Here is a 25,539-nt window from a genome sequence, read left to right on the forward strand (position 1 = left end):
GTCCCACATGCTCAGGGCGCTGATGTACATCCTGCCGCTGGCGCTGACGATCTACGCGTTCATCGACTGTCTGAACACCCCCGAGGACGAGGCCAAGCACCTACCGAAGGTCGTCTGGGTCATCATCATCCTGCTGTTCTGGATCGTCGGCCCGATCGTCTGGTTCGCCGCGGGCAAGATGCGCCGCGCACCGGCCGGCGGCCGTACGCCGTCCGAGTGGCACCGCAACCACCGCACCGAATGGGTCGCCCCCGACGACAACCCCGAGTTCCTGAAGTCCCTCAAGGACGAGAACGAGAAGGACGAGGCCGTCCTCAAGGACTGGGAGGCGGACCTGCGCCGCCGCGAGGAGGAGCTGAAGAAGCGCGAGAAGGACGGCGACAAGGACACCGAGGGCTGATGGGACCGCACCGCGGCGAGAGGTTCGGGTCCTGATGGAGCTACGGCTCCTGGCGACCTTCGAGAAGGTCGCCGACGTCCTCTCCTTCACCCGGGCGGCGGCCGACCTCGGCTACGCCCAGTCCAGCGTCACCGGCCAGATCCGCTCCCTGGAGTCCTCGCTCGGGGTGGAGCTGTTCGAGCGCCTGGGCAGCCGCATCCGGCTCACGGAGGCGGGTGAGCGCCTCCTGCCGTACGCCCGCCGGATGGCGGAGCTCGCGGAGGAGGCCCGTACGGCGGTGGCCAGCGCGGGCGACCCGTCGGGAACGATCGCGGTGGGCACGATGGAGTCCCTCACCTCCTACCGGCTGCCGCCGCTCCTGGAGTACTTCCACCACCGCTACCCGGGGGTCCGGCTCACGCTGCGGCCGACGCTCGGCGACGAGACCCGGCAGGCGCTGCGGCAGGGCACATACGACGTCGGCTTCCTGATGGAGCCGGACACGGAGCACGAGGGCCTGGAGTCGGAGGTCCTCGCGCCGGAGCCGCTGGTCCTGGTGGCCGGTCCCGGGCATCCCCTCGTCGGGCGTACGGCCCTGACGGCCGCGGACGTGGCCGGGGCGCAGCTGGTGGGCACCGAGCCCGGCTGTCCGTACCGGGACCTGTTCGAGGCGGAGCTGCGGGAGTGGGCGCCGCCGTTCATGGAGTTCGGCACGATCGAGGCGACCAAGCGCGGGGTGGCGGCGGGCCTCGGGGTGGCGCTGCTGCCCCGGGTGGCGGTCGCGGAGGAACTGGCGTCGGGGACCCTGGTCGCGCTGCCCTGGGAGGCCCCGTTCACGCTCTTCACGCAGCTCGCGTGGCGGCGGGGGAAGCGGCTTCCGGCGCATGTCCGGCTGTTCGTGGAGCAGGCGCGGCGGCTGGTGTCCGAGCAGCGAGGGTGACCTTGAGGCCGGCGAGGACGATCAGCGGGACGCCGAGCGCCTGGACGAGCCCGATGTGGTGCCCGTACACGGCCCAGTCGACGCCCATGGCGACGGCCGGGTAGGTGAAGGCGAGGACGGCGATCTTCGCGGTGGGCAGCTTGGCGTAGGCCGCGTACATGAGCACGTACATGAGCCCGGTGTGGATGAACCCGAGGCCCACGAGCCACAGCCAGCCGCTCCCGAGCCCGGCGGCGGCGCCGAAGTCGGCGAAGGGCAGCAGCAGCGGAAGCCCGACGACCACCTGCACGAGGGCGACGAGGTGGGGCCGTACACCGGTGATCCGCTTGGTGACGAAGGTCGCGAGGGCGTAGAGCACGGCGGCGGCGAGCGCGAACCCGAGGCCCTTGAGGGAGGCGGTCTCTCCAGGCCGTACGCCGGAGACGAGCACGAGCCCGAGGAAGGCGAGCGCGAGCCATCCGAGCTTCCCCGCGGAGATCCGCTCCCTCATGAACACCGCCCCGAGGAGCACGAGGAAGAACGGCTGGGTGTGGTAGACGACGGTGGCGAGGGAGATGGAACTGGCCTCGTAGGCCTCGAAGAGGAACACCCAGTTGAAGACGATGAACACGCCGCCGAGCGCGGCGAGTCCGAGCTTCCTCGGCGTGAACCCGTGCCCGGTGAAGAACCCCCTGACGAGGCTGTACGCCCCGAGCGCGAGGGCCCCGAAGAGGCACCGGAAGAACACCACCTCGAACGGCGAGGCCCCGGACTCGACGACGAAGACGCCGAGGGTGCCGGAGAGCACCATGGCGAGGGTGAGTTCGACGGTGCCGCGCGTTTCGTTTCTCATGGGAACGACGCTACGAGCGGGCCCTGATCCGGTCCACGAGCCAGTGGGGCGTCCTCCCGATGGGGCCGATCGGCGGAGCCGATGGGTCGCGGAATACCCGCGCACGCATGGAAGTTGGCACCAGAACACCCCTACCGCCGGAGCAGACATGACCACCCTCGACCCGACAGTCGACGCGAAGCGGCCGGAGATCGGCCCGGACCGCTCGTTCCTCTTCGTCCTCGGCAGCTCGCGCGCGGACGGCAACACGGAGATCCTCGCGCGCGCGGCCGCGGCGCAACTGCCTTCGCACGTCCCCCAGCGCTGGGTGGACCTGAACCAGCTCGCCCTGCCGGACTTCCAGGACGGCCGGCACGAGACGGCCGGCTGGCCGGCGAACGAGAACGAGGAGATGCTGCGGCAGGCCACGCTTGAGGCCACGGACATCGTCATAGCGTCGCCGCTGTACTGGTACAACCTGTCCGCCCAGACCAAGCGCTACCTCGACTACTGGTCGGGCTGGCTGGTCGCGCCGGACTCGGACTTCGCGCGACGGATGGCGGGCCGGACGCTGTGGGGCGTGACGGTCATGGCCAACGACGACCACACCGTCGCGGCCGGCATGACCACCACGCTGAGCCTCTCGGCTGCCTACCTCCGCATGCGCTTCGGCGGCGTCCTGACGGGAACGGGCTCCCGCCCGGGCCGCGTACGCGCCGACGAACGCGCGATGCTCCACGCGAAGACGTTCTTCGAGAACGAGACACCGCTGGCACGGTTCCCGTACGAGAAGGCCGACGCGGAGGGGTGAGGGATGGGCGCTTCACACTGGGACCACTACGTGCCGTACCAGGAGGATCTCGGCGCCGCACTGGAGGAGTTGCGGCACCGGGTGTTCCTCGCGGATGACTACTACTGGGTGCGCGGCGCCGAAGGCCTTACCGAGGAGGAGCGCCGCCCCCGGCCGTCGACCCTGGACGAACTGTGGGACGACGAGTGGACACAGCACTCCGGAACCCACTCGGTTCTCGACGTCTTCACCGTCCAGCGGGAGGACGAGACACCCGAGGCCTTCGCGGTACACCCGGTGACCGCCGAAGAGGCCAGGAGGACCACCGGCACCGACCGTCTGACCCGCGAACACGTCCCGGCGATCCAGGACCTCGCTCGCAAGCGCTGGTACGGCCGTTGCGCGGTACTGCACGACGAGACCGGGACGCCGGAGGAGATCTACTTCTGGGGCTGGTCCGGAGCCTGATCCTTCACGGAAGAGATCGATGGCCGAATGCGTATTCCTCAATTCTTCCTCAGTAATTGAGGGTTTCTCACGCTTACCTCGCGACCCTGGATACGGTCTTCCACGCGGCCAACTCACCGCCCTGAAACGGGTCAAGAGCGGAACCGCGCAATTGCCTACCAAGGGGGTCCGATGGCGGTACTGGAAGACGGGCAGCTCTCGGCGGCGACGCCCAGGCCGCTGGCGGCAGCCGCGGCCCTTGCTCTCGCGGCTCTCCTGACCGCCGGCTGCACCGACGGCACGGTCGCCACCTCGGACACTCCGTCGTCCTCGGCGACCGAGCAGCCGACCGGAACGCAGTCACCCCAGGAGGAGGGCGAGGAAGAGCAGGGCAAGCGCGCCAAGGCCGCCCTGGAGAAGCACTCGCTCGACGAGCCGGAGTACGAGCCCAACTACGTCGAATCCGGACTCGAGCGGGTCACGGAAGGCGTGCACAACCTCTCCATGCTCGAGAAGGGCAAGGCTTACGAGGTCGCCGTGGCCTGCGTAGGAAAAGGTGCCGTGAAGGTCGTCATCACGGACAAGACCGCACCATCCGTGCCGTGCAACGGAGTGTCCGTAAGCCGGCGCATCGAAAACGCTCCTGCGGAATTCGCCCTCGATATCACCGCGACGGCGGGAGCCACGGGCATGGTCGCTTGGCAGGTGTCCTCCGTTCAGCGGTGACAGCGACACTCCGACGGTTCCCGCCCACCACGAGAAACGGTGGGGGGCGGGAAACCGTCCGCTGCGTCCAGATCACCCGCCTACCGAGGCCGCCACATGGCAGAGGCACCCGCACACGAGATAGCGGACGCCTTGCACGCCGCTGTCGCGGTGGACGTGGTCACGGCAGCGGTCGTGGCGGCCCATGACGCAGCGCGGTGACGTGAACTCCGGCTCGGGCGCGACAAGGGCACCCGCCAGCAGGGATACGGTCACGGCGTCCGCGATCTCCGGCGTCACCCACCAGCCGTCACCCGCGCGGTCCCGGTGCGGACCGTCGTGCGCCACGGCGAGCACGCACACGGAGCCGCCCCACACCGGCCGCACCGCCTCGGCGACGTCGAACACGGACCGCCGCGCCCCGCACCGGCTCATCGGGTGGCCCCGGCGTGGATGTCGCGCTGGTCGACGTCCACCCCGACGGTGGCCAACCACAACGCCCGCCGCCGCCTGCGCTGCGCGGCCCGCGCCGAGGCGGCCGTCAGGTAGGGCCGCTCCAGAGGCGACCGGGACCCGTCGAGCGGCGCCGTCTGCTCCTGGGCGTAGGGCGACCGCCGTGCGGGGGCGCGGTGGCGCGACGCCTGGCGCCGGGGCGCCGGACAGGGGTGGGCGACCGGGCGGGGCCGGTGCCGCCCGGTGGGCGGCAGGGTGAGCATGAGCAGCCCGAGCAGTACGGGGATCAGGACCCTGCCCAGCAGGCGCGCGATAGGGTTCCGCACGTCATCAACTCCGTTGGTAGTTGGTGGCCATGCCCCGGGGCCGGTTGCAGCGGTCGCCGGGGTCTTCTGTTTCGCGCCCACGCCGTTGTACGACTACCTAGCGTGGCCGCATGAGCCTGGACCCGCAGTCGGCCCGCCCGCTGTACATGCAGCTGGCCGAAGTGATCGCAGCGAAGATCGAGACCGGGGAGTACGCCCCCGACCGGATGATTCCCACGCCGGTCCGTCTCGCCGAGGAGTACGGCATCGCCGTACTGACCGCCCGCCGAGCCATGCGTGAGCTGCGTGAGCAGGGACTGATCATCACGGTGCCCGGCAAGGGCTCCTTCGTCACTCCCGCCGACGGCGGGTAAGGGCCTCCACGGGGCCCATCGGGTTCACTTCCGGCTCCTCGCGGACGTCGGACCATCGATCGAGAAACTTCCGCCATCCGGCTTCGGCGCGAGCACGGAGAGCCGGGCTCAAACCCGAGGGCGGCACAGGTGCGCCCTGCGACCGCCCGTCGGCGTCCGTCGTTTCCATGACGGCGACCTTAGGCGAACGCCGCTATAAGCGGCAAGCGCTTAAGGTAAATCCACCGGTTCGGCTGAAGGAAGTAGGGTCGCTGACAACACTGAGTCGGAGGTACGAGCATGTCGGGCGATGCGTGGATCAGCGAGACTGCGCCGTACCTGGCCCCGCGCTCACCGGGCCGGCACGACGCCTGGACCGATGAGGCCGGCCGACGCGGACGCCGGGGCGGCCAAGTGCTTCTCCAGGCGGGCGAAGTGGTGGCTCCCGACGCTGTCCGCGCTGCCCTGCAGTCGCCTCCCGGTGAGCAGGTGATCGTCAGGCGCCGGTTGATCCTGCTCGACGACCAGCCCGTGGAGCTGGCCGACTCCTACTACCCGCTCGCCATCGCCTCCGGCACACCGCTCGCGGAACGGCGCAAGGTGCCTGGCGGTGCCATCACCCTGCTCAGGGACTTGGGGTACACCGGCGCCGAGGTCGTGGAGGACGTGAGTGCCGCCCTCGCCACCTCGGACGAGTGCGAGCACCTGGGCCTGCCCGAGGGGAGCGCCGTCCTGCGCCTGCTCCGCCTGACACGGACCGCCGACGGGACGCCGATGGAGGCCTCCGTGATGACCATGCCGACCGACAGGCACCTCACGTATCGGCTCGGGAAGCAGGGCGTGTGATGGCGAAGGAGTTCAAGGATCCGAGATCGCCGCACCAGAAGATCGCGGCGGAGCTTCGACGCCAGATCACCCGTGGAGACCTCCCTCCGGGCAGCAAGCTGGGCTCGACGGCAGAACTGATGGAACAGCACGGCGGCGTTGCCAACACCACCGTCCAGAAGGCCCTCCAGATGCTGAAGGCCGAGGGACTGCTCGAAGGGCTCCCCGGCAGGGGCGTATACGTGCGGCAGCACGCACAGCAGTCCATCGAGCCGCTCACCTACGTGAAGTCGGCCGGGCCGGGCGAGCCCTACTCGTGGGTGTCCGAGGCAGCGAAGCGGCAGCAGGTCGGCAGGTCGCGGCTCCTCGACGTCGCAGTCGTCGTCCCGCCGCAGGAAGTGGCCGAGGCACTGCAGTTGGAGGCGGGCGAGCGCGCCGTACTCCGCAAGCAGATCCTGTCCCTGGACGACGAGCCCACGGAGCTCACGAGGTCGTACTACCCGCTGAGCCTGGTCGAGGGCACGGCGATGCTGGAGAAGAAGCGGATTCGGGGCGGCACGCCGGCTCTGCTCGACTCCCTGGGATTCCCCCCGCGAGAGTTCGTGGACGAGCTGTCGTCGGAGATCCCGACGGAGGAAGAAGTCGTCGTCCTTGAGCTTCCGAAGGACATGCCGGTTCTGTTCGCCTTCCGGGTGGTCTATTCAGACGATCGACGTCCGATCGAGGTCACACTGATGACGAAGGCGGCGCACCGCTACAGGATGAGGTACCGGTCGGCCGTGGAGTAGCACTCCCCCGGGCCCCCGGGCGAGGGCTGCCGGCAGGTGTGACGGTGTGGGTCCGGCGGGGAAGGCTCCCCGCATGGATCAGGAACAAGCACGGCGCTGGCTCGCCACCGCCCTTCACGAGGCGCGGGCCGGGCTCGCCGAGGGTGGGATTCCCATCGGGGCCGCGCTCTACGGGGCCGACGGCTCGCTGCTCGGGCGGGGGCACAATCGGCGCGTGCAGGACGGGGACCCGTCCGCGCACGGGGAGACCGCCGCGTTCCGGGCGGCCGGGCGGCAGCGCTCGTACCGGGGGACGACGATGGTCACGACCCTGTCGCCGTGCTGGTACTGCTCCGGGCTCGTCCGGCAGTTCGGGATCTCGCGGGTCGTCGTCGGGGAGGCGGAGACCTTCCACGGCGGGCACGACTGGCTGGCCGAGCACGGGGTCGAGGTCGTGGTGCTCGACGACCCCGAGTGCGTGGCCCTCATGCGGGAGTTCATCCAGCGCGACCCCGCCCTCTGGAACGAGGACATCGGCGATGAGTGAAGCCCGTCTCCCCACCATCGACCTCCGTCTCGACCCCGGCCCCCAGCTCCCCGCCGTCGACCGCGCGCTGCGCGACGCCGGGTTCCTGCTCGTCACCGGGCACGGCGTCGACACCGGTCTCCGGAAGGACATCCGGACCGTAGCCCGCCGCTTCTTCCACCTGCCGGCCGCCGTCAAGGAGCCGTACGCCGTGCGGGTCGGCGGCCGGGGCTGGCTCGGGCCGGGCGCCGAGGCCAACGGGTACGCGGAGGGGACCGTGACCCCGCCCGACCTGAAGGAGTCGCTGTCCTTCGCGGCGGACGAACCGACCGGGGACCCGGCCGTGGACGCCGAGTGGTTCCTGCCGAACACCTGGCCCGCCGAGGTCCCCGCGCTGAGGCCCCTCGTCGAGACCTACCTCGCGCAGATGAAGGCGCTCGCCGACCGCGTCCTCGACCTGCTCGGCGAGGCGCTCGGCGAGGAGCGGGACTTCTTCACCCGGCACACCGGGCACCCCACCTTCGGCTTCAACGTGAACTGGTACCCGGGGCGGGACCGGACGGGCGAGCCGGAGCCGGGCCAGTTCCGGATCGGGCCGCACACCGACTTCGGCACGGTCACCCTCCTGGACCGGGAGGCGGGCAAGGGCGGGCTCCAGGTCTTCAGCGACAGCGGCGGCTGGCAGGACGCTCCCTACGATCCCGACGCATTCACCGTCAACATCGGTGATCTCATGGCCGGTTGGACCGGCGGGCGCTGGCGCTCGGGGCGGCACCGGGTCCTGCCGCCGCCGGCCGACGCCCCCGCCGAGGAGCTGATGTCCCTGGTGTACTTCTACGAGTGCACGCCCGGGACGACGATCCACGGCATCGAGTCGCACAGCTACCTGCGGGCCCAGCTCGACGCCATCGCCGCCGACTGACAACACATCCGCAACGACTCGACGACAGTGTCGAAAAGCCGACCGCTTTCCCAACACACCGTCGATATCCTTGTGTTGACTGTGACGGGGGTGACGGGGCGTGGACAGGGAGCTGTACGGCCGCGAGGCGGTCCTGCACGACTCCGGGCTGGTCGCGCGCCTCAGCGGCCTCACCCGGCACGGCGCCGCCCGGGTGCCGTTCGAGCACGGCGACGACCCGCCGGTCACGGTGTTCACCGGCGGGCGCGGTACGGGGAAGACCGCCCTGCTCAAGGAGGTCCGTAACCGCTACAAGGGGTACACGCCGCTCGCGCTGCTCGACTGCGCCCACATCGAGCCGCCCGCCGACCACGGCCCCGGCTGGACCCCGGTCACCGGGGCGCTCGCCGAGCTCGCCATCCAGCTGTCGCCGAAAGTGCTCGGCGCGCGGCCCGTGCGGTTCCCCCGGCTTTCGCTCGGCCTGGTGGCCGTGGCCTCGCTCAGCTGGTCCCGGGAGGACGACGAGCGGGCCCGGCGCGACCTGCTGCGGCTCGGGCCGCTGCTCTCCACCGTCGACGCGACCAGGGGCGCCGCCGCCAACTGGGTCGGCAAGGTCCTCGCCAAGCTCGCCGCGCGGTTCGCGGAGGCCGCCGTCCCGCTCGCCGGGCTGCTCGCGGAGGCGACAGTGGAGACCGTCCTGGAGGAGGTGTTCAGCCGCCTCCAGCGCAGCTCGGAGAACTGGTACGGGACCTACCGCAACGCGGGCGGCAACGGCAAGGCCGGCCTGCAGCAGCTCGCGATCGACTTCGAACAGGGCGGCCGGCGCCGCCGCGAGGCGGAGGACTTCCTCGTCGTCGCCCTGACCGAGGACCTGCTGTACCCCTACACCGGGCTGCGGCGCGGCGGCCGCATCGGCCGCCCGCTCGTCCTCCTCGACAACGCCCACGAGCCGCTCGGCCGACAGCTCGTCGAACCGATTCTGCGGGCCCGCGCCGAGGGCCGCCGCGACCGGGTCGTCATCCTCGCCGCCTCCCGGATCCGCGACCACGAGGGGCTGCGGCAGGCGACGAGGATCCGGCTGCCGGAGACCGCGCACCGGGCGCCGTGCCCGCGCGGCACGAGCGTCGGCTCCGGGATCCTCGCCGTCGAACTGACCCCGCTCTCCCCCGCGCAGACCCGCTCCGCCTTCGACCACCACGACCCGGCGGGCCGGACGCCCACCGAACTCGCGCGCGCGGTCCACCGGTTGACCGGCGGAAGGCCGCTCGGCGTGGCGCTCCTCGGCCGGGCCGCGGGCGAGGCTCCCGAGCACCTGCGGGCCGGGCTCACCCCCGGCCGGCTGCTCGACCTGACGGTGGAGCTGCGCGAGGACACCCCGCCGGTGCCCGTCGCCCCGACCCTGCTGGCCGAACTCCTCCCGGTGCGGCGGCCCGGCCCGTACGCCGTGCTCGCCGCCGCCCACGACGAGGAGTCCGCCCGGATGCTCGCCCACGCCCGGCTCCAGGGCGAGTCCCTGGACGGGGACGTGGCGCTGCGCGTCCGTGACCAGCTGCGTTCGGAGGACTGGCAGGAGGGTCCCGGGCACTTCGTCGCCGACCCGCTGCTCCGCGCCCTGCTCCTGCACCGGCTCCGCTTCGAGGACGGCGACCACCCGCACTACGCGGCCTGGCAGGCCGTCCACGCGACCCTGCACCGGCACTACGGGCCCGAGCCGGGCCCGTACCGGCTCCATCACGACCTGGCGCTCGGCCGCACCGAGGACGCCGTCACCCATCTGCGGGAGACCTTCCCCGAGCAGGACGTCCTCGGCTGGCTGGGGCGGCTGCGGTTCATCGGCTCCGCGCCGTACCCGCGCGAGCGGGACCGGCCGGGCCCCGACCCGCGCCGGGCCGTCGCCCTGGGGCAGGCCCCGTCGGGCGACCTCCCCTCGGGGCTCGACGCCGACACCACGGAACTCCACCTGTCCGTACGGCGGTTGCTGCACGCCGTATGGCTGCTGACCGATCCGCTCGCACTGCCCGACGACGAGGTGGCCGACCGCCTCGCGCACGAACTGCGCCGGCTCTCCGGCCGTCATCTGACGGGCAGCGGTTCGCTCTGGGACGCGGCCACCCACTGGCCGCGCGACATCCGCGCCTGGCGGCAGCTCTCGCTGCCGCCGGGCCGCGAGGACGGAGTCTGACGCCATGCCCGACCGTCTGACCGACCGGCTGCGGCGCCACGTCCGCACCCCCCGCCAGAAGCTCGTCGCCTCCGTCCTCGCCGCCGCCGTCGTCGTGGGCCTCGGCGGCTACGGGATCGCCCGGCTCACCACCCCGGAGGACCGTTCCTGCGCGAAGGGCGTCGAACGTCCCGAGGGCAGCGACGAGTGCGTCGGCGTCAACGGCGACGGCCATGACTTCGGCATCGCCGACCTCAGGGAGATCGCCGGAGCCATCGGCAGGGAGAACGCCCCCCTCGCGGAGGGCGAGTACGTGACCGTCGCCGTGCTCCTGCCGCTGACCTCCACCGACGCCGGCATGCGCACCAAGGTGCTGCACGAACTCCAGGGCGCCTACGCCTACCAGTACCGCGCCAACCACCAGTCCAACAGCGAGACCCCGAAGATCAGGCTCGTCCTCGCCAACACCGGGAAGGGCAACGCCCACTGGCGTACGACCGTCGACCGGCTCACCGCCCTGACGGGCGCACCCGACCGGCTGCGGGCCGTCTCCGGCGTCGCCACCTCCTCCACCGCGATACGCGAGTCGGTGGCCGCCCTCACCGGCGCGGGGATCGCCGTCGTCGGCACCACCATCACCGCCGACGACATCGCCAACGGCCCCGGCGCCGGGAACAACCGCTACCCCGGCCTCGCCCGCGTCTCCCCCACCAACAGCGACGAGGCGAAGGCCCTCGCCCACTTCGGCAAGGTGGACGCCGCCAAGGCCTTCCTCGTCCAGGACACCAGGACCGGCGACCACTACACCGACACCCTCAAGGCGGCCTTCGCCGCCAACCTCAAAGGGGCGCCGCACGAACCGGCGCTCTTCACCTCCCCCGCCGACCCGACCGAGGAGGGCACCACCGCCAACACCTTCCGCCAGATCACCCATCTGATCTGCGACACCCGCGCCGAGACGGTGTTCTTCGCCGGCCGCCACACCCAGCTGCGCCAGTTCATCAACGCGCTCGGCTCCCGTGGCTGCGCCGACCGCGCCTTCACGGTCCTGACCGGCGACGAGGGCTCGTACCTCGGGGCGGACGAGAAGCTCGACCGGAACGCCCTGAAGGCGAAGCTGACCGTGCGGTACGCGGCGCTCGCCCACCCCGACGCCTGGAGGGCGGCGCCGGGGCGGACCGTTCCCCGCACGGGCGGTACCGAGCAGGCGTACGGGGACTTCCTGAAGGACATCGCCAGAGCGGCCCCGAAGGGGAAACCGGTGGCGCTGGCGGACGGCCAGGCGATCGTCGCGTACGACGCGATGGCGACGGCCGTCCACGCGATCCGCCAGGCCACCCCGCAGGGCTCCCGCTACCCGGAACTCGCCGACGTCGCCACCCAGTGGCCGCAGGTCAAGGGCTCGCTGCGGGTGCAGGGCGCGAGCGGCTGGATCTGCCTGGACAACTACGGCAACCCGTACAACAAGGCGGTCCCCATCGTGGAGCTCGCCCAGGACGGCTCACAGCGCTTCGTCCAGATCGCCTGGCCGGAGGGCCGCCCGCCGGCGGCCTCCTGCCTGCCGCCGAAGCGCGGATGAGCCCTGCCCGCCGCCGCTCCCGGCACGGCGACGACGGCGTCTCAGGGCTCCCACTTCGGCCAGGGCGCCTCGTCCCGCTCGTACAGGTCCCGGAGATGCCGCCACCGCTCCGGTGTCCAGTCGCGCCAGTCCGTCGGACGGCCGTCCAGTGCCGCGGCGAGCCGCTCGAAGTGCTCGTGCCAGCCGGCCAGGCAGTCGAGCCGGTACTCCCGGCTCCCCCGCACCTCGTTGGTGAAACGCAGCACGGTCGACCCCTCGTCCCCGGAGGACCCCGGTTCCAGGTGGAACCGGATCCGTCCGTGGGTGGTGGGATCGACCGTGTACTCGGCGACGTAGTCCGGGTCCCAGGCGGTCACCCGCCCCGAGACCTCGGTGGCACTGTTGAGCCAGCGGAGCGTGACCCGGCCGCCGAGCCGGGGCTCCAGCGGGTCCGCCTCGCAGAGCCAGGCCGGCAGGCCCTCCGGGGAGGCGACGGCCCTCCAGACCGCCGGCAACGGGTACGGAAGGCCGACCACGAACCGCAGCAGATGCGTGTCCCCGTCATGGGTCTCGCTGCTGCCCCGGGGTATCTCGCTCATACCTCAAGCGTCACCCAGGGGCGGGCCCGGTGCCAACGCGGACGTCAGACGCCCGCGTACGAGTGCTTGCTGCTCACGAAGATGTTCACGCCGTAGTAGTTGAACAGGAAGCAACCGAAGGCGATGAGCGCGATGTACGCGGCCTTCCGCCCCTTCCAGCCGGCCGTCGCGCGCGCGTGCAGGTACGCGGCGTAACCGACCCAGGTGATGAAGGACCAGACCTCCTTGGCGTCCCAGCCCCAGTAGCGGCCCCACGCGTCGCCGGCCCAGATCGCGCCCGCGATGATCGTGAAGGTCCAGAGCGGGAAGACGGCCGCGTTGACCCGGTACGAGAACTTGTCGAGCGAGGCCGCGGAGGGCAGCCGCTCCATGACGGAGCGGGCGAAGGCCCCGGGGTTGCCGCCGGTCGCGAGCTTGTTCTCGTACGAGTCGCGGAAGAGGTACAGCAGGGTGGCGACCGCGCCGAGGTAGAACACCGCACCGCAGAAGATCGCGGTGGAGACGTGGATCCACAGCCAGTACGAGTCGAGCGCCGGGACCAGCTGGTCGCTCGGGGTCTTCAGCCAGGTGGTGGCCATGCCCAGGTCGAGCAGGACGGTCGTGACCAGCGGCAGACCGATCCAGCGGACGTTCTTCTTCGCGACGAGGAAGCCGAGGTACGCGCCGACCGCCACCGTCGAGAAGGTGGTGGAGAACTCGTACATGTTGCCCCAGGGGGCGCGCTGCACGGCGAGCGCCCGGGTGACCACGCCCGACGCCTCGACCGCGAAGGCGAGGACGGTCAGCGAGACGGCGATACGGCCGTACAGATCGCCCTTGACCGTGCCGCCCGCGGCACCGGGGCCATCGGGGACGTCCCGGCTGCCGGCCGCGGCACGGGTGACGACCTGCGGCTTCTCCAGGACGGCGGTGCCGCCGGCCTTCTTGACCTGGACGGTCACGGCGGAGGTCGCGGCGCCGGCGCGCGCGGTGAGGGCGGCGGCGGTACGGCCGACCTTGCTGCGGCTGCCGAGGACCCACTCGGCGATGTGGGCGAAGAAGGCCAGGGTGTAGACGGCCATCGAGGAGTAGATGAGCATGTCGCTCATCCGCGCCAGGCTCTCGTTGGTCGTGGCGGCGAGGATCACTTGTCGGCCTCTCCAGAAGGGGCGGGGTCTTCTGCGGGAACGTCCACGGGATCTTCCGCGGGTTCCGGTACGGCTTCGCCGTCGGCGGCGGCAGTCGTGGGCGGGGCCTGCGCGGTGAGCGCGACCGCGAGGTCGCCCAGCTCCTCCGGCAGCCTGGCGGACTCGCTCCGGCCGAGGCCGGCCATCTCGACGACGGTCACGCCGTCCTCACCCCGGACGGCACGGACCCAGACCCGGCGCCGCTGGATGAAGAGCGAACCGGTCAGACCGGCGATGGCGGCGACCGCGCCCGCGAGGGCGAGGCCGTTGCCGGGCTGCTGCGAGATCTGGAAGCTCGCCCACTCCTTGACGTCCTTCTCGAAGGTGATCGAGCCGGCGCCACCGGGCAGCGTCATGGTCTCGCCGGGCAGCATCCGCTGGGCCAGCTTGTTGCCGTGCGGGTCCGTGAACTGGGTCATCTTGGACTTGTCGAGCTGGTACACGTTCTGCGGCAGGCCGGAGTTCACGCGCAGGTCGCCGTGGAAGCCGGTGAGCGCCATGACGGGGAAGTCGAGCGCGGGGAACTGCGAGAACATCGTGCCCTTGCCGGCGCCCGCGAACGTCGGCACGAAGAAGGCCTGGAAACCCAGCTGCTCCTTCTTGCCGTTCTTGTCGCGGTAGCCGTCCATCACCTTGATGGCGCCGGTGGACGTGATGTTGTTGTCGATGGGCAGCAGCGGCACGGCGCCGTGGAAGACGACCTTGCCGCGGCCGTCCTTGACGGTGACGACCGGCGCGTAGCCGTGGGCGATCAGATAGACCTTGGAGTCGCCGACCTTCAGCGGCTCGTTGACCCGGATGACCGCCTTCTTGTCGGCGCCGCCCTGGGAGTAGCTGACGGCCGCCTCGAAGGTGCGGGGGGTGCCGCGCTGGGGGCCGCTCTTCTCGTACGTGCCGTTGAAGGAGTCCAGCGTGAAGCTGAACGGCTCCAGCTCGTCGGTGCCGAACTGCGAGCCCGACTTGAAGTCGTCGTACTGGGTGAGCGTGTTGGAGAAGCCGTCGCCCTCGACGATCAGCTTGCCGCCCTCGGACTTGAAGAGCTGGCCCCAGGCGAAGGCGACGAGCATCACGATCAGGGCGACGTGGAAGGCCAGGTTCCCGGCCTCGCGGAGGTAGCCCTTCTCGGCGGCCACGGCGTCGTCGGCCGTGTGGGCGCGGAAGCGGCGGCCCTTGAGCAGGGTGAGCGCGGCCTCGCGGACCTGCTCGGGCCCGGCCTCCGTACGCCAGGTCGTGTACGCGGGAAGGCGGTCGAGACGCCGGGGGGCGCCCGGCGGACGGCTGCGGAGCTGGCCGACGAACTGCCAGCTGCGGGGCACGATGCAGCCGATGAGGGAGACGAACAGCAGGATGTAGATCGCGGAGAACCACGCCGAGCTGTAGACGTCGAAGAGCTGGAGCTTCTCGTACAGCGGGGTGAGGGTCTCGTGCGCCTTCTTGAAGTCCGCGACCTTCAGCTCGTCCGCGCTGGTCTGCGGGATGAGGGAGCCGGGGACGGCGCCGAGGGAGAGCAGGAAGAGGAGGATCAGCGCGACCCGCATGGAGGTCAGCTGCCGCCAGAACCAGCGGACCCAGCCGACGATCCCGAGCCGGGGGCCGCCGATGACGGTCTCGCTCCGGTCCTCGATGGGAGCGGTCGACAGCTGGGCACCGGCGGCGCCGAGGTTCTCCTGCTGCTCCGTCGTTCCGGACGTGTCGGTCTTGCTCAAGGAATCCGCCTTGCTCATGGGGCTCAGATCCCCACCGTGAAGCCGCTGGACCAGCCCTGCATCGTGGCGACCATGCTGTCCCACGCGCCCGTGAGGAGCAGGACACCGGTGACGAGCATCATGCCGCCGCCGATCCGCATCACCCACACATAGTGCTTCTTGACCCATCCGAACGCGCCGAGCGCCTTGCGGAAGGCGATGGCGGCGAGCACGAACGGTACGCCCAGGCCGAGGCAGTACGCGAAGGCGAGTATCGCGCCGCGCCCCGCGCTGGCCTGCTCCAGGGCGAGGGCGTTGACCGAGGCGAGCGTCGGGCCGATGCACGGGGTCCAGCCGATGCCGAAGAGCGCGCCGAGCAGCGGGGCGCCGACCAGGCCGGCGACGGGCTTCTTGTGGAAGCGGAACTCGCGCTGGGTGAACCAGGGCATCAGGCCGAGGAAGAAGACGCCCATGAGGATCATGAGCACGCCGAGGACCGTGGTGAGCGTCTCGCGGTACTCCTGCAGGGTCGACCCGAAGTAGCCGAAGAGCGCCCCGCCGGACACGAACACGGCGGTGAAGCCGAGGACGAAGAGGACGGCCCCCGCGGTCATCCGGCCGCGTCGGCTCTCGGCGAGGTCGGTGCCGGTGACCCCGGTGACGTACGAGAGGTAGCCGGGGACGAGCGGGAGGACGCACGGCGAGAAGAAGGAGACCAGGCCGCCGAGGACCGCGAGGGGCAGGGCGAGCAGCAGGGCTCCGCTGGTGACCGTCTCGTTCACCGGCTCACTTCTCCTTGAGGAGGGGCTCGATCATCGACCGGAGCTTCTCCTCGTTGAGTGCCATGAGCGAGCGGGCGGCGATCTTCCCCTCCTTGTCGAGGACGACGGTGGAGGGGATGCCCTGGAGGCTGAGGGTGCCCTTGGGGAAGCCGAAGAGGATCAGCTTGCCCTGCGGGTCGTAGAGGCTGGGGTAGGTCACCCCGTAGTCCTCTTCGAAGGCGATCGCGGGCTGCTTGTTGGGGTCGCGGGTGTTGATGCCGACGAACGCGACGCCTTCGTCCTTCAGGTCCTCGGCGACCTTCGCGAAGTGCGGGGCCTCGGCGCGGCAGGGGCTGCACCAGGAGCCCCAGGCGTTGAGGACGACGACCTTGCCCTTGAGGTCGGCGACGTCGAGCTGCTTGCCGTCGAGGGTCTCGCCCGCGAGCTTGCCGGTGGCGGCGCGTTCGCCCTTGGCGGCGGTGGAGATGCCGCCGGTGTTGGTGACGAAGTTGGTGTTGCCACCGCCGCCGGACTTGCCGTTGCTGTCGCCGCCGCAGGCCGAGAGCGTGAGGGCGGCGGACAGCACTCCGACGGCGAGCAGGGTGCGTCGAGGGGCACGACCGGCGCGACTGACACGACTGCTAAGGCTCATGTGAAAAGTTTCGCATGGGCGTTTGGGGGATCTTGGGCACCCCCCTACGTGCCCGTAAAGACCCTTGTCAAGATCGCCTAAGACGCGACCGGCACATGGGGGGGGTGGAAGAAGGAGCGGGGCTGGGTGCGCGCAGCTGCAAGGCGGAGGATTGAGGCGTGGCGGAGCCATGGTGATTGACGACAACGCGGCAGATGTGCGTACCCAGCCCCGCGACGCCGCCCCTCATGTGCCGGTCGCGTCTAAGCGGTCGGGGTGGACGAGACGGGCCGGAGGAAGGTGTTCCAGCCGCCGGCGGGCTTCTGTCCGACGTCGAGCGAGCGCAGCTTCTGGAGGATGGCCGGGTCCTGGACGTCGAGCCAGTCGACGAACTGCCGGAAGGAGACGAGCCGGACGTCCTTCTTGCCGGCCATTCCCTTGAGCGCGTCCTCGACGGCGTCCATGTAGATGCCGCCGTTCCACTGCTCGAAGTGGTTGCCGACGTAGAAGGGCGCGCGGTTCGACTCGTACGCGCGCGTGAAGCCGCCGAGCAGGGCCTCGGTGGCCTGCTTGCGCCAGCCCGGGTAGCGCGAGGGCATGCCCTTCGTCGTGTTCTTCGACTGGTTGGCGAGGATGTTGTAGTCCATGGACAGGACCTCGAAGGAGTGCCCGGGGAAGGGCACGGCCTGGAGCGGCAGGTCCCAGATGCCCTGGCGCTTGACGGGCCAGGTCTGCCGGCCGCCGGGCGAGCTGGCGTCGTAGCGCCAGCCCAGCCGCTTGGCGGTGGGGAGCAGGTTGTCCTGGCCGAGGAGGCAGGGGGTGCGGCCGCCGACGAGTTCCTTGGAGTAGTCGAAGGGCAGCGGTTCGAGGTCGGTCCAGCCGCTGTTCGTCTTCCACTCGGTGACGAACTTCATGGCCTGGTCGATCTCGCTCTGCCACTGGGCCGGCGTCCAGTTGCCGACGGAGCCCGAGCCGCCGCAGAAGTGGCCGTTGAAGTGGGTGCCGATCTCGTGGCCTTCGAGCCAGGCCTGCCGGACGTACTTCAGCGTGTCCTTGATGTGGTCGTCGGTGAGGTAGCCGATGTCCGAGGCGCCGACGCGGTTGTTCGGCGGGCGGTAGAGGTTCTTCTTCGACTCGGGGAGGACGTAGATCCCGGAGAGGAAGAAGGTCATCGCCGCGTCGTGGTTCTTGGCGAGTTCGAGGAAGCGCGGGAAGAGGCCGTTGCCGACCTCGCCGGCGCCGTCCCAGGAGAAGATCACGAACTGGGGCGGGGTCTGGCCGGGTTCGAGCGGGACGGGGGCGTCGGGCTGGTGCGGCTGCTTCCCGGTGTCGGCGGTGGAACCGTCGCCGATGAGCCGGACGTCGTCCTTGGTCGGGGTGCCGGTGCTCGGGTCCGCCGAGGCGTCGCCTCCCTTACCCGGTCCGGAACGTCCCGCTTTATCCTTTTCGTTGGAGCTACAGGCGGCGAGACTCATGGCCGCCGCAGCACCAACACCCGCCCCGAGCAGCCCCCTTCGACTGATTCCACTGATCCCGCGCATGACATCCCCATTCGCGCTGACGTATGACCTGAACGTCATCCAAACCGACAATGAGTGAGATGCCGGGAGGAACACGTAGGTTCCGGGAACTAGCACAAAAATTTCAGGGCGACCGGTTGGCATGAGCACCACCCGATCGCCCTGAACTGTGGACCGCCGCTCCGGCGCTGTCCAGAGGGTCCGTACCGCGTCTACCGGATCTCTACGGATCCCTACGCGCCGAAGGCCTTCGACTTCCCCTTGACCGGCTTCGCGCCCGCCCGCAGGTGCACGGGGACGAGGTCGATCGCCGGCTCGCTGTACCCGACCGAGACGATCCTGTCGCCCTGGTACGTGAACGAGGTCAGCGACGCCAGCGTGCACTGCCGCCGCCGCGGATCGTGCCAGAGCCGCCGCTTCTCCACGAAGCTGCGCACGATCCAGATCGGCAGCTGATGGCTGACGCAGACCGCCTCGTGCCCCCGGGCCGCGTCCTTCGCCGCGTCGAGCGCGCCCATCATCCGGACGACCTGCTCGACGTACGGCTCGCCCCAGGACGGCTGGAACGGGTTGGTCAGGTGCTTCCAGTTGCCCGGCTTGCGCAGGGCCCCGTCGCCGACACCGAAGGTCTTGCCCTCGAAGACGTTCTCCGCCTCGATCAGACGCGGGTCGCTCGCCACGTCCAGACCGTGCGTCTTGGCGACCGGCACCGCCGTCTCCTGCGCCCGCTCCAGCGGGGAGGCGACGACGTACGTGATGTCCCGCTCGGCCAGGTGCTCGGCGACCCGGTCCGCCATCTGGCGGCCCAGCTCGGAGAGGTGGTAGCCCGAGCGGCGCCCGTACAGGACACCGTCGGGGTTGTGGACCTCGCCGTGCCGCACGAGGTGGACGACGGTGATGTCGCTCGCCTTGTCGTCGTTCAGGCTCATGCCGTCGCCTCCGCGGCGGCGCGGGCGGCGGCCGGCAGGGCGGCGGCGATCCGCTCGACCGCCCGCTCGTCGTGGGCGGCCGACACGAACCAGGACTCGAAGGCGGACGGCGGCAGGTACACGCCGTCGGCCAGCATCGAGTGGAAGAAGGCGTTGAAGCGGAAGGCCTCCTGCTGCTTCGCCTCGTCGTAGTTCCGCACCTCGTCGGCGGTGAAGAAGACGGAGAACATGTTGGAGGCGGTCTGCACCCGGTGTGCGACGCCCTCCTTCGCGAGGGCGCCCGTGACGAGCCCCTGGATCTCCTTCGACACCGCGTCGACCTTCTCGTACGCCGCGTCGTCGAGCAGCCGCAGCTGCGCGAGCCCGGCGGCGGTCGCGATCGGGTTACCGGAGAGGGTGCCCGCCTGGTAGACCGGACCGGCCGGGGCCAGGTGACCCATGACGTCGGCACGGCCGCCGAACGCCGCGGCCGGGAAGCCGCCGCCCATGACCTTGCCGAAGGTCAGCAGGTCGGCCTTGACCCCGTCGACGCCGTACCAGCCGGCCTTCGAGGTACGGAAACCGGTCATCACCTCGTCGGAGATGTACAGCGCGCCGTTCTCCCGGCACAGGTCCGCGAGCCCCTGGTTGAAACCGGCCACCGGCGGCACGACGCCCATGTTGCCGGGGGAGGCCTCGGTGATGACGCAGGCGATCTCGCCCGGGTGCGCGGCGAAGGCCGCCCGCACCGCGGCCAGGTCGTTGTAGGGCAGCACGATCGTGTCCCCCGCCTGGGCACCCGTCACGCCGGGCGTGTCCGGCAGTCCGAGGGTGGCGACACCGGAGCCGGCCGCGGCGAGCAGCGCGTCCACGTGGCCGTGGTAGCAGCCCGCGAACTTGACGACCTTGGCACGCCCGGTGAACCCGCGGGCCAGCCGGATCGCGGACATGGTGGCCTCGGTGCCCGAGGAGACGAGCCGTACCTGCTCGACCGGCTCGATCCGGGAGACGATCTCCTCCGCGAGCGCGACCTCCCCCTCACCGGGCGTACCGAAGGAGGTGCCACGGGCCACGGCGGCCTGCACCGCGGCGGTGACCTCGGGGTGCGCGTGGCCGAGAATCATCGGTCCCCACGAGCAGACCAGGTCGACGTACTCACGACCGTCCGCGTCGGTGAGGTACGGACCGGAACCGGACACCATGAACCGGGGCGTTCCGCCCACGGCCCGGAAGGCACGCACCGGTGAGTTCACGCCGCCGGGCGTCACGAGGGAAGCGCGGTCGAAAAGCGTCTGTGAGACTGGGGCTTCGTATGAATACGGCACTGTGATCCTGACCTGCGAGAACGACTTCGGGCACGACATCGGGAACGGAGGGACGGCGTGGACATCCTGGGTATTACGCCGGGGCGCCCGCGGTCCGCGTCTGCGAAACTGAGACGTCATAGGGATGACTCACGGAATCCATGGTGTCAGAGGCCACGGCGTTCTTGCGGACAGGTGTTTCACCGTACGAACGCGGGGGAGGTCACTGACACGATGATCGGGTTGCGCGGCGGGGTCGTGTTGCCGAGAAAAAGCAGTCGGGTGGAGATATGCATCGCGGTGGCGGACCGGGCGAGGGGACGGACGACCTGGGTCCGGAGTCTGCCCGGCGGGGGAGGCACCGGCGCCGGCGCGCCGAGGAGCCGACCGCGTCGGAGCGCCGGGCGATCCCGGAACCGACTGCGGAACCGCCCCCCGCGACCGGAGGCCGGAGCTTGGGGGTGACGTACAAGTACTTCGGCGCGCCCAACAGCGCGACGGCGGCACAGGTCCCGATCTCGATGCGCCCGGAGGAGCTCGGCGGCGACGAGCTCGGCATGGGCGGCATGTTCACCAAGATCAAGCCGGAGACCATAGCGGCGATGGTCCTGACCGGCATCCAGGGCATGCCCCTGAACAAGGTCCCGCCGCTGGAGCTGGTGGTCCTGCACCCGGACTACGCGGTGGTGAAGCTGCCGATGACGGTGGTCGACCCGCTGCGCGGGATCGGCGAGGAGTCGGTCGGCGCCGCCGCCTTCATCTGGTCCACGGTCCCGGACCGCGGCGGGCCGCGCGACGCCTTCGACGTCTACCAGCTGCTCCACGAGTGGCAGGACTTCTCCGTACGCCTCCACGAGGCGGGCCACCAGCCGTACTGCCTGGTGTGGCCGTGAGCGCCTAAAGGCCCTACAGGCAGGCGTCGCTCCGCACTTCCGGCACTCATAAGTGCTGAAGTTAGGACGAATCGGATTTCATGCGCGGAAGTCGCGCTTCTCCTGATCTCCGATACGTCCTACGGGAGCCCTGTACGAGGAAGGACCAGACGCGTGAGCGGAGTACGAATGGCCGGTCGGCCCATGCAGATCGGCGAGGTCGCCGCACGGACCGAGCTGCCCCTGCGCACGATCCGGCAGTACGAGGACAGCGGCCTGGTCGTCCCGTCCGCGGCCTCGCCGGGCGGCTTCCCGCTCTACACGGACGCGGACGTGTCCCGCCTGATGGTGGTCCGCCGGATGAAGCCGCTCGGCTTCACGCTCGACGAGACCCGCGAACTCCTCACGGCCGTGGACCGGCTGGCCGCCGAGCGCGCCGGCACGGACACCGAGCTCGACCCCGACGAGCGGGCCGCGCTCGTGAGCCGCGTCCGCCGCTACGAGCAGGCCGCGGCGGAGCGGGTCGCCGAACTGCGCGCCCAGCTCTCCCGCGCGGAGGAGTTCGCCGACTCCCTCCGCCGCACCCGCCTCACGGCGGCGACACCGGCCTGAGGGGCGGGGCGGGCCGCTCTCACCGAGGAAGGGCGGCGGACGGTTCCGGACGTGTTCAGGACCTGAGCGCCTCGGCGACGTCGCGGAAGAAGCGCGCGTAGGCCGCCGGGCTGGGCGGGGTCTCGGGGTTCCACGGCGTGAACCGGACGCCGGACAGGGCCTCGCCGGGCACCGTGGCGTGGGCCCTGCTGTCGAAGAGGACCAGGTCGGGACGGAGTTCGGCGACGCGGCCCCAGTCCGCGGTGAGCCAGTTCGCCCCCGGGCCGGGTCCCGGGTCGACGAGCCGGACGCCGAGTCCGGCGAGCCGCGCCAGCTCGGGCCAGGCCTGCGGCCGGGCGAGATGGACCTGGTCGGGACCGGCCCCGGAGAGGGCGAGCACGGCGAGCCCGCTTGCCGCGGCGGCCTCCCGCAGCGCGTCCTCGGCGGCACGGAGCCCGGCCGAAACCGCCGCGTCCGCGTCCGGGCCCCCTTGTGTCTCCGGCGCCGCTTGTGTCTCCGGGGCCGCTTGTGTCCCCGGGCCCGCTTGTGTCTCCGGGGCCGCTTGTGTCCCCGGGGCCGCTTGTGTCCCAGGGGCCGCTTGTGCGTCCGGCGCGGCCCCGAGGCTGACGGCCAGCGCGCCGAAGCGGTCGAGTATCGCCGACAGCGTGAGCTCGTTGCCGACGGAGAGCGCGACGAGCGGCACCCCGGCCCGTTCGGCGACGGCCTCGTCGAGCGCGTACGGGCTCTTCCCGTCGTAGGTCACGTCGACGATCACATCCGGCCGCAGCTCCCGCAGCAGCCCCTCGTCCAGGGCCCGCCCCGGCCCCAGGTACGTCACCCCGGCCGACCGCAGCCCGCCCTCCTTCGCGGGGTCGAGGACCTCGCCGTCGTGCCCGGAGCCGTACACGGCGACCGGCGTCACGCCCAGGTCGCACAGGGCCGCCCCGGCCCGCACATACGCGACCACCCGCCGCGGCACCCGGGCCGCCCCCAGTTCCGTACCCCTGCCGTCCGTGAATCCCCATGCCTGCGCACCGGACATGCGGCTGCTCCCTCCCCGGCCGGAATGTGCCTCTCCCGCCACCTTGGAGCGCTTCCCCGGCCCGCACAAGAGGGCCTCCCGCCCTCGCCCGGCAGCCGGAGCGGGCGGGGTGACCGGAACGGGACCTTGGCCCCGCACCCCCCTGCCGAAAGTCCCCCCAGGTGGTGTTAACTGAACGGATCGGGAGGAAGCAGCAGGAATCACCAGTGCCGTCGCGCACGCGCGCCACCTGCCGGGGCGCGCGGTGCCCGGGCGGCCCTCACGACATGGAGTGAGCCATGCCCGTGCCCGGCCAGTTCTCCGACCCCCGTGTGATCACGCTCTTCGGCCTGCTCGCCGTCTCCTCGGCGGCGTGGCTCTCGCTGAGCCTGCGGTCCCGCGCCCGCGCCCGTCGCGACCGGGCCGCCAGGACCCCGCTGGAGCGCGTCTGGCACCCGCAGGAGTCGGTCGCGCTGACGCCCGCGGAGGAGCACGCCTTCGGCCAGGTCGTCTCCCGGCTGTCCTTCGGCCAGGCGGGCCGCCTCCGCTGAACGGCGACCGAAACGGCGACCGGCCCGTGCGTCAGGACCCGTGCTTCAGGACCCGTGCTTCAGGAGGCGTCTTCGGGCGCGGTGAGCGGCCGGGTGAAGTGGAAGGCCACGATGTCGAAGCGCTCGCGCAGGTAGAAGCGGTGGGCTCCGGTCCGGTGGGTCCCGGAGTCCAGGTTGAGCTCATGGCAGCCGGCGGCGCGGGCGTGGGCGTCCAGGTGGTCGACGAGGGCGTGGCCGACGCCGGTGGAGCGGGTGTCGGCGGCGGTCACGAGGTCGTCCACGTAGAGCTTGCGCAGGGAGCTGGTGTTGTTGATGATCCGCCAGCCCGCCGCACCGACGCAGCGGCCGTCGTCCGCGTAGGCGGCGCTGAAGCGCAGGCCCTGCGGGTGACCGGCGTCGTACACCTCGTGGAAGAGCTCCGGGGTGAGGTGGGGGCGGAGTTCGGAGAGGACCGGCAGGAGGTCGCTCTCAAGACGCGGATCGCCGGGTTCGAGGTCGATGATCTTCATGGCGGGACGGTACCTCAGGGCTTCGTACGGGCGGACGGTCAGGTTTCCGCAGGCCCGCCAGCGCCCCGCCAGCGCCCCACCGACGCCCCACCGACGCCCCGCCAGCGCCCCGCCGACGGCGAATTCCCTGGCCGCGCGTCCCGCCCCGATGCCATCCTGTCCCCGTGAACGGACCGGAGATCCAGATCAGTTTCGCCCCCCACCTCGGGCTCTTCGTCGCGGTGGAGCGGCGTGCGGGCCGCACGTCCGTGGTCACGGACGGGGCCTCCTCGCTCGGCCATGTCGTGGAGTCGCTCGGCGTACCGCTCACCGAGGCCGGCAGGCTCCTGGTCGACGGGCGGCCCGTCGACGCCTCGCACGTCCCGGCCGCGGGCGAGACGGTCGAGGTGGAGGGCGTCGCCCGGCCGCAGCCGGTGCCCGGCGCCCCGCTCCGGTTCCTGCTCGACGTGCACCTCGGCACCCTGGCCCGGCGGCTGCGGCTGCTCGGGGTGGACGCGGCGTACGAGAGCGAGGACATCGGCGACCCCGCGCTCGCCGCGCTCTCCGCCCGGGAGCGGCGCGTCATGCTCTCGCGGGACCGTGGCCTGCTGCGCCGCCGCGAGCTGTGGGCGGGGGCGTACGTCTACAGCGACCGGCCGGACGACCAGCTGCGCGACGTGCTCGAACGGTTCGCCCCGCCGCTCGCGCCGTGGACGCGGTGCACGGCGTGCAACGGGGAGCTGAGCGGCGCCGACAAGGACGCGGTCCGCGCGCGCCTGGAGCAGGGTACGGAGAAGACGTACGACGTGTTCGCCGAGTGCGTGGAGTGCGGCCGGGTCTACTGGCGCGGCGCCCACCACGCCCGCCTGGAGGCGATCGTCTCCGACGCGGTACGGGAGTTCGGCGGCGCGGCGGCGCGGTGACCGACCCGGGTGCGGCCTGGCTCCCTCAGGGCGCCTCGGCGGTCAGATAGCGCTGCACGGTCGGGCCCAGCCACGCCACGATCTCGTCGGTCGACATCTCCACGGCCGGCGGCAGGCGCAGCACATAGCGGGTGAGCGCCATGCCGAGGATCTGGGAGGCGACGAGCGCCGCCCGCCGCGGGGCCTCGGCCGGGTCGGGGCAGACGCCCCGGGTGACGGGGCCCAGCTGCTGGGCGAAGATCGCCTGCATGCGTGCGGCCCCGGCCTCGTTGGTGACGCCCACCCGCAACATTCCGGTGAGGACCTCGTCGCGCTCCCAGCGCTCCAGGAAGTGGCCGACCAGGACGGCCCCGATGTGCTGTGCGGGCAGGGAGCCCAGTTCGGGCAGTCCGAGTTCGATCTCGGACGCGGCGGCGAAGAGGCCCTCCTTGTTCCCGTAGTAGCGCATCACCATCGACGGGTCGATGTCGGCGTCGCGGGCGATGGCCCGGATGGTGGCGCGCTCGTATCCGTCGGAGGCGAAGCGCTCACGGGCGGCCTCCAGGATGGCGGCCCTGGTGGCGTCGGAGCGGCGGGCGGTCGTCATATCAACGACTGT

30 protein-coding genes are annotated in these 25,539 nt (G+C 71.3%); 16 read left to right on the plus strand and 14 right to left on the minus strand.

Annotated elements, in window-relative coordinates; translation table 11 throughout:
* Positions 1-7: 7 nt before the first annotated feature.
* Positions 8-400 carry a PLD nuclease N-terminal domain-containing protein gene (locus IO20_RS0106005; RefSeq protein ID WP_030546763.1) on the plus strand — a complete coding sequence of 131 codons (393 nt, stop codon included), beginning with the start codon at positions 8-10 and terminating at the stop codon, positions 398-400.
* Positions 401-434: 34 nt separating this feature from the next.
* Positions 435-1,319 (plus strand): LysR family transcriptional regulator, encoded by an 885-nt coding sequence (locus tag IO20_RS0106010; RefSeq protein ID WP_030546764.1) that lies wholly within the window; start codon positions 435-437, stop codon positions 1,317-1,319.
* Here the strand turns inward: IO20_RS0106010 and IO20_RS0106015 are convergent.
* Positions 1,222-2,151, minus strand: coding sequence for a DMT family transporter (locus IO20_RS0106015; RefSeq protein ID WP_030546765.1), 930 nt, complete (start codon positions 2,149-2,151; stop codon positions 1,222-1,224). The genes IO20_RS0106010 and IO20_RS0106015 overlap by 98 nt on opposite strands.
* Before the next feature lie 148 nt (positions 2,152-2,299).
* Here IO20_RS0106015 and IO20_RS0106020 point away from each other — a divergent pair, with 148 nt between their 5' ends.
* From IO20_RS0106020 to IO20_RS0106030, 3 genes are all read left to right on the plus strand, one after another.
* Positions 2,300-2,941, plus strand: a complete 642-nt coding sequence (locus tag IO20_RS0106020) for a flavodoxin family protein (RefSeq protein ID WP_030546766.1) — start codon at positions 2,300-2,302, stop codon at positions 2,939-2,941.
* 3 nt (positions 2,942-2,944) lie between these two features.
* Positions 2,945-3,388 (plus strand): hypothetical protein, encoded by a 444-nt coding sequence (locus IO20_RS0106025; protein WP_030546767.1) that lies wholly within the window; start codon positions 2,945-2,947, stop codon positions 3,386-3,388.
* A gap of 171 nt (positions 3,389-3,559) precedes the next feature.
* Positions 3,560-4,093, plus strand: coding sequence for a DUF6023 family protein (locus IO20_RS0106030; RefSeq protein WP_051874291.1), 534 nt, complete (start codon positions 3,560-3,562; stop codon positions 4,091-4,093).
* 72 nt (positions 4,094-4,165) lie between these two features.
* On the opposite strand, the gene IO20_RS0106035 is transcribed toward IO20_RS0106030, so the two are convergent.
* The gene (locus IO20_RS0106035; RefSeq protein ID WP_245684875.1) at positions 4,166-4,480 is read right to left on the minus strand and encodes a hypothetical protein; all 315 of its coding nucleotides are present in this window, start codon (positions 4,478-4,480) and stop codon (positions 4,166-4,168) included.
* Between the two features lie 23 nt (positions 4,481-4,503).
* Positions 4,504-4,851 carry a hypothetical protein gene (locus IO20_RS36280; RefSeq protein ID WP_037634723.1) on the minus strand — a complete coding sequence of 116 codons (348 nt, stop codon included), beginning with the start codon at positions 4,849-4,851 and terminating at the stop codon, positions 4,504-4,506.
* Between the two features lie 110 nt (positions 4,852-4,961).
* Between IO20_RS36280 and IO20_RS0106045 the strand changes: the two genes are divergently transcribed.
* The 7 genes from IO20_RS0106045 (at position 4,962) to IO20_RS0106075 (ending at position 11,942) form a co-directional block, all read left to right on the plus strand.
* Positions 4,962-5,204: a GntR family transcriptional regulator gene (locus IO20_RS0106045; RefSeq protein ID WP_030546773.1), complete on the plus strand. Its 243-nt coding sequence runs from the start codon at positions 4,962-4,964 to the stop codon at positions 5,202-5,204.
* Positions 5,205-5,483: 279 nt separating this feature from the next.
* On the plus strand, positions 5,484-6,029 hold the full coding sequence (locus IO20_RS0106050) for a GntR family transcriptional regulator (protein ID WP_030546775.1): 546 nt from the start codon (positions 5,484-5,486) through the stop codon (positions 6,027-6,029).
* Complete coding sequence (locus IO20_RS0106055) at positions 6,029-6,796, plus strand: GntR family transcriptional regulator (protein WP_030546777.1); 768 nt, start codon at positions 6,029-6,031, stop codon at positions 6,794-6,796. The genes IO20_RS0106050 and IO20_RS0106055 overlap by 1 nt, the downstream gene beginning before the upstream one ends.
* A gap of 73 nt (positions 6,797-6,869) precedes the next feature.
* Positions 6,870-7,322: a nucleoside deaminase gene (locus IO20_RS0106060; protein WP_030546779.1), complete on the plus strand. Its 453-nt coding sequence runs from the start codon at positions 6,870-6,872 to the stop codon at positions 7,320-7,322.
* Positions 7,315-8,223 carry an isopenicillin N synthase family dioxygenase gene (locus IO20_RS0106065; RefSeq protein WP_030546781.1) on the plus strand — a complete coding sequence of 303 codons (909 nt, stop codon included), beginning with the start codon at positions 7,315-7,317 and terminating at the stop codon, positions 8,221-8,223. Before IO20_RS0106060 ends, IO20_RS0106065 begins: the two co-directional genes overlap by 8 nt.
* A 100-nt stretch (positions 8,224-8,323) precedes the next feature.
* A complete protein-coding gene (locus IO20_RS0106070) occupies positions 8,324-10,384 on the plus strand; it encodes a hypothetical protein (protein WP_030546783.1) in 2,061 nt (686 codons plus the stop codon).
* A 4-nt stretch (positions 10,385-10,388) separates the two neighbouring features.
* Complete coding sequence (locus tag IO20_RS0106075) at positions 10,389-11,942, plus strand: ABC transporter substrate-binding protein (RefSeq protein ID WP_030546785.1); 1,554 nt, start codon at positions 10,389-10,391, stop codon at positions 11,940-11,942.
* 41 nt (positions 11,943-11,983) lie between these two features.
* On the opposite strand, the gene IO20_RS0106080 is transcribed toward IO20_RS0106075, so the two are convergent.
* The 8 genes from IO20_RS0106080 to hemL all read right to left on the minus strand — a co-directional run bounded on the left by IO20_RS0106080 (position 11,984) and on the right by hemL (position 20,555).
* Positions 11,984-12,520, minus strand: a complete 537-nt coding sequence (locus tag IO20_RS0106080) for an SRPBCC domain-containing protein (RefSeq protein WP_030546794.1) — start codon at positions 12,518-12,520, stop codon at positions 11,984-11,986.
* A 44-nt stretch (positions 12,521-12,564) separates the two neighbouring features.
* Positions 12,565-13,647 carry a c-type cytochrome biogenesis protein CcsB gene (ccsB, locus tag IO20_RS0106085; RefSeq protein ID WP_030546796.1) on the minus strand — a complete coding sequence of 361 codons (1,083 nt, stop codon included), beginning with the start codon at positions 13,645-13,647 and terminating at the stop codon, positions 12,565-12,567.
* Positions 13,644-15,410, minus strand: coding sequence for a cytochrome c biogenesis protein ResB (gene resB / locus IO20_RS0106090; protein ID WP_030546798.1), 1,767 nt, complete (start codon positions 15,408-15,410; stop codon positions 13,644-13,646). Before resB ends, ccsB begins: the two co-directional genes overlap by 4 nt.
* A gap of 5 nt (positions 15,411-15,415) precedes the next feature.
* Positions 15,416-16,153: a cytochrome c biogenesis CcdA family protein gene (locus tag IO20_RS0106095; protein WP_030546800.1), complete on the minus strand. Its 738-nt coding sequence runs from the start codon at positions 16,151-16,153 to the stop codon at positions 15,416-15,418.
* 4 nt (positions 16,154-16,157) lie between these two features.
* Complete coding sequence (locus tag IO20_RS0106100; RefSeq protein WP_030546802.1) at positions 16,158-16,784, minus strand: TlpA family protein disulfide reductase; 627 nt, start codon at positions 16,782-16,784, stop codon at positions 16,158-16,160.
* Between the two features lie 242 nt (positions 16,785-17,026).
* Positions 17,027-18,304 carry a polysaccharide deacetylase family protein gene (locus tag IO20_RS0106105; protein WP_030546804.1) on the minus strand — a complete coding sequence of 426 codons (1,278 nt, stop codon included), beginning with the start codon at positions 18,302-18,304 and terminating at the stop codon, positions 17,027-17,029.
* Between the two features lie 212 nt (positions 18,305-18,516).
* Positions 18,517-19,212 (minus strand): histidine phosphatase family protein, encoded by a 696-nt coding sequence (locus IO20_RS0106110; protein WP_030546806.1) that lies wholly within the window; start codon positions 19,210-19,212, stop codon positions 18,517-18,519.
* Positions 19,209-20,555, minus strand: coding sequence for a glutamate-1-semialdehyde 2,1-aminomutase (gene hemL / locus IO20_RS0106115; RefSeq protein ID WP_078945853.1), 1,347 nt, complete (start codon positions 20,553-20,555; stop codon positions 19,209-19,211). Before hemL ends, IO20_RS0106110 begins: the two co-directional genes overlap by 4 nt.
* 230 nt (positions 20,556-20,785) lie before the next feature.
* On the opposite strand from hemL, the gene IO20_RS0106120 reads away from it, so the two are divergent.
* Positions 20,786-21,388: a hypothetical protein gene (locus IO20_RS0106120; protein ID WP_078945854.1), complete on the plus strand. Its 603-nt coding sequence runs from the start codon at positions 20,786-20,788 to the stop codon at positions 21,386-21,388.
* A gap of 168 nt (positions 21,389-21,556) precedes the next feature.
* Entirely contained in the window at positions 21,557-21,979 is a 423-nt protein-coding gene (locus IO20_RS0106125; protein WP_030546811.1) for a MerR family transcriptional regulator, read from the plus strand.
* A gap of 55 nt (positions 21,980-22,034) precedes the next feature.
* Here the strand turns inward: IO20_RS0106125 and IO20_RS0106130 are convergent, their stop codons facing one another.
* On the minus strand, positions 22,035-23,000 hold the full coding sequence (locus IO20_RS0106130; RefSeq protein WP_030546814.1) for an ABC transporter substrate-binding protein: 966 nt from the start codon (positions 22,998-23,000) through the stop codon (positions 22,035-22,037).
* A gap of 278 nt (positions 23,001-23,278) precedes the next feature.
* Here IO20_RS0106130 and IO20_RS0106135 point away from each other — a divergent pair, with 278 nt between their 5' ends.
* Positions 23,279-23,530 (plus strand): hypothetical protein, encoded by a 252-nt coding sequence (locus IO20_RS0106135; protein ID WP_030546816.1) that lies wholly within the window; start codon positions 23,279-23,281, stop codon positions 23,528-23,530.
* Positions 23,531-23,589: 59 nt separating this feature from the next.
* Here IO20_RS0106135 and IO20_RS0106140 read toward each other — a convergent pair whose 3' ends face one another.
* Positions 23,590-24,039, minus strand: coding sequence for a GNAT family N-acetyltransferase (locus tag IO20_RS0106140; protein ID WP_030546818.1), 450 nt, complete (start codon positions 24,037-24,039; stop codon positions 23,590-23,592).
* A gap of 164 nt (positions 24,040-24,203) precedes the next feature.
* Here IO20_RS0106140 and IO20_RS0106145 point away from each other — a divergent pair, with 164 nt between their 5' ends.
* Positions 24,204-24,941, plus strand: a complete 738-nt coding sequence (locus tag IO20_RS0106145) for a Mut7-C RNAse domain-containing protein (protein ID WP_030546820.1) — start codon at positions 24,204-24,206, stop codon at positions 24,939-24,941.
* 25 nt (positions 24,942-24,966) lie between these two features.
* Here the strand turns inward: IO20_RS0106145 and IO20_RS0106150 are convergent, their stop codons facing one another.
* Positions 24,967-25,527 (minus strand): TetR/AcrR family transcriptional regulator, encoded by a 561-nt coding sequence (locus IO20_RS0106150; RefSeq protein WP_030546822.1) that lies wholly within the window; start codon positions 25,525-25,527, stop codon positions 24,967-24,969.
* Between the last annotated feature and the right edge of the window lie 12 nt (positions 25,528-25,539).

Origin of the sequence: Streptomyces exfoliatus (assembly GCF_000725545.1) — a bacterium.
Classification (GTDB): domain Bacteria; phylum Actinomycetota; class Actinomycetes; order Streptomycetales; family Streptomycetaceae; genus Streptomyces; species Streptomyces exfoliatus.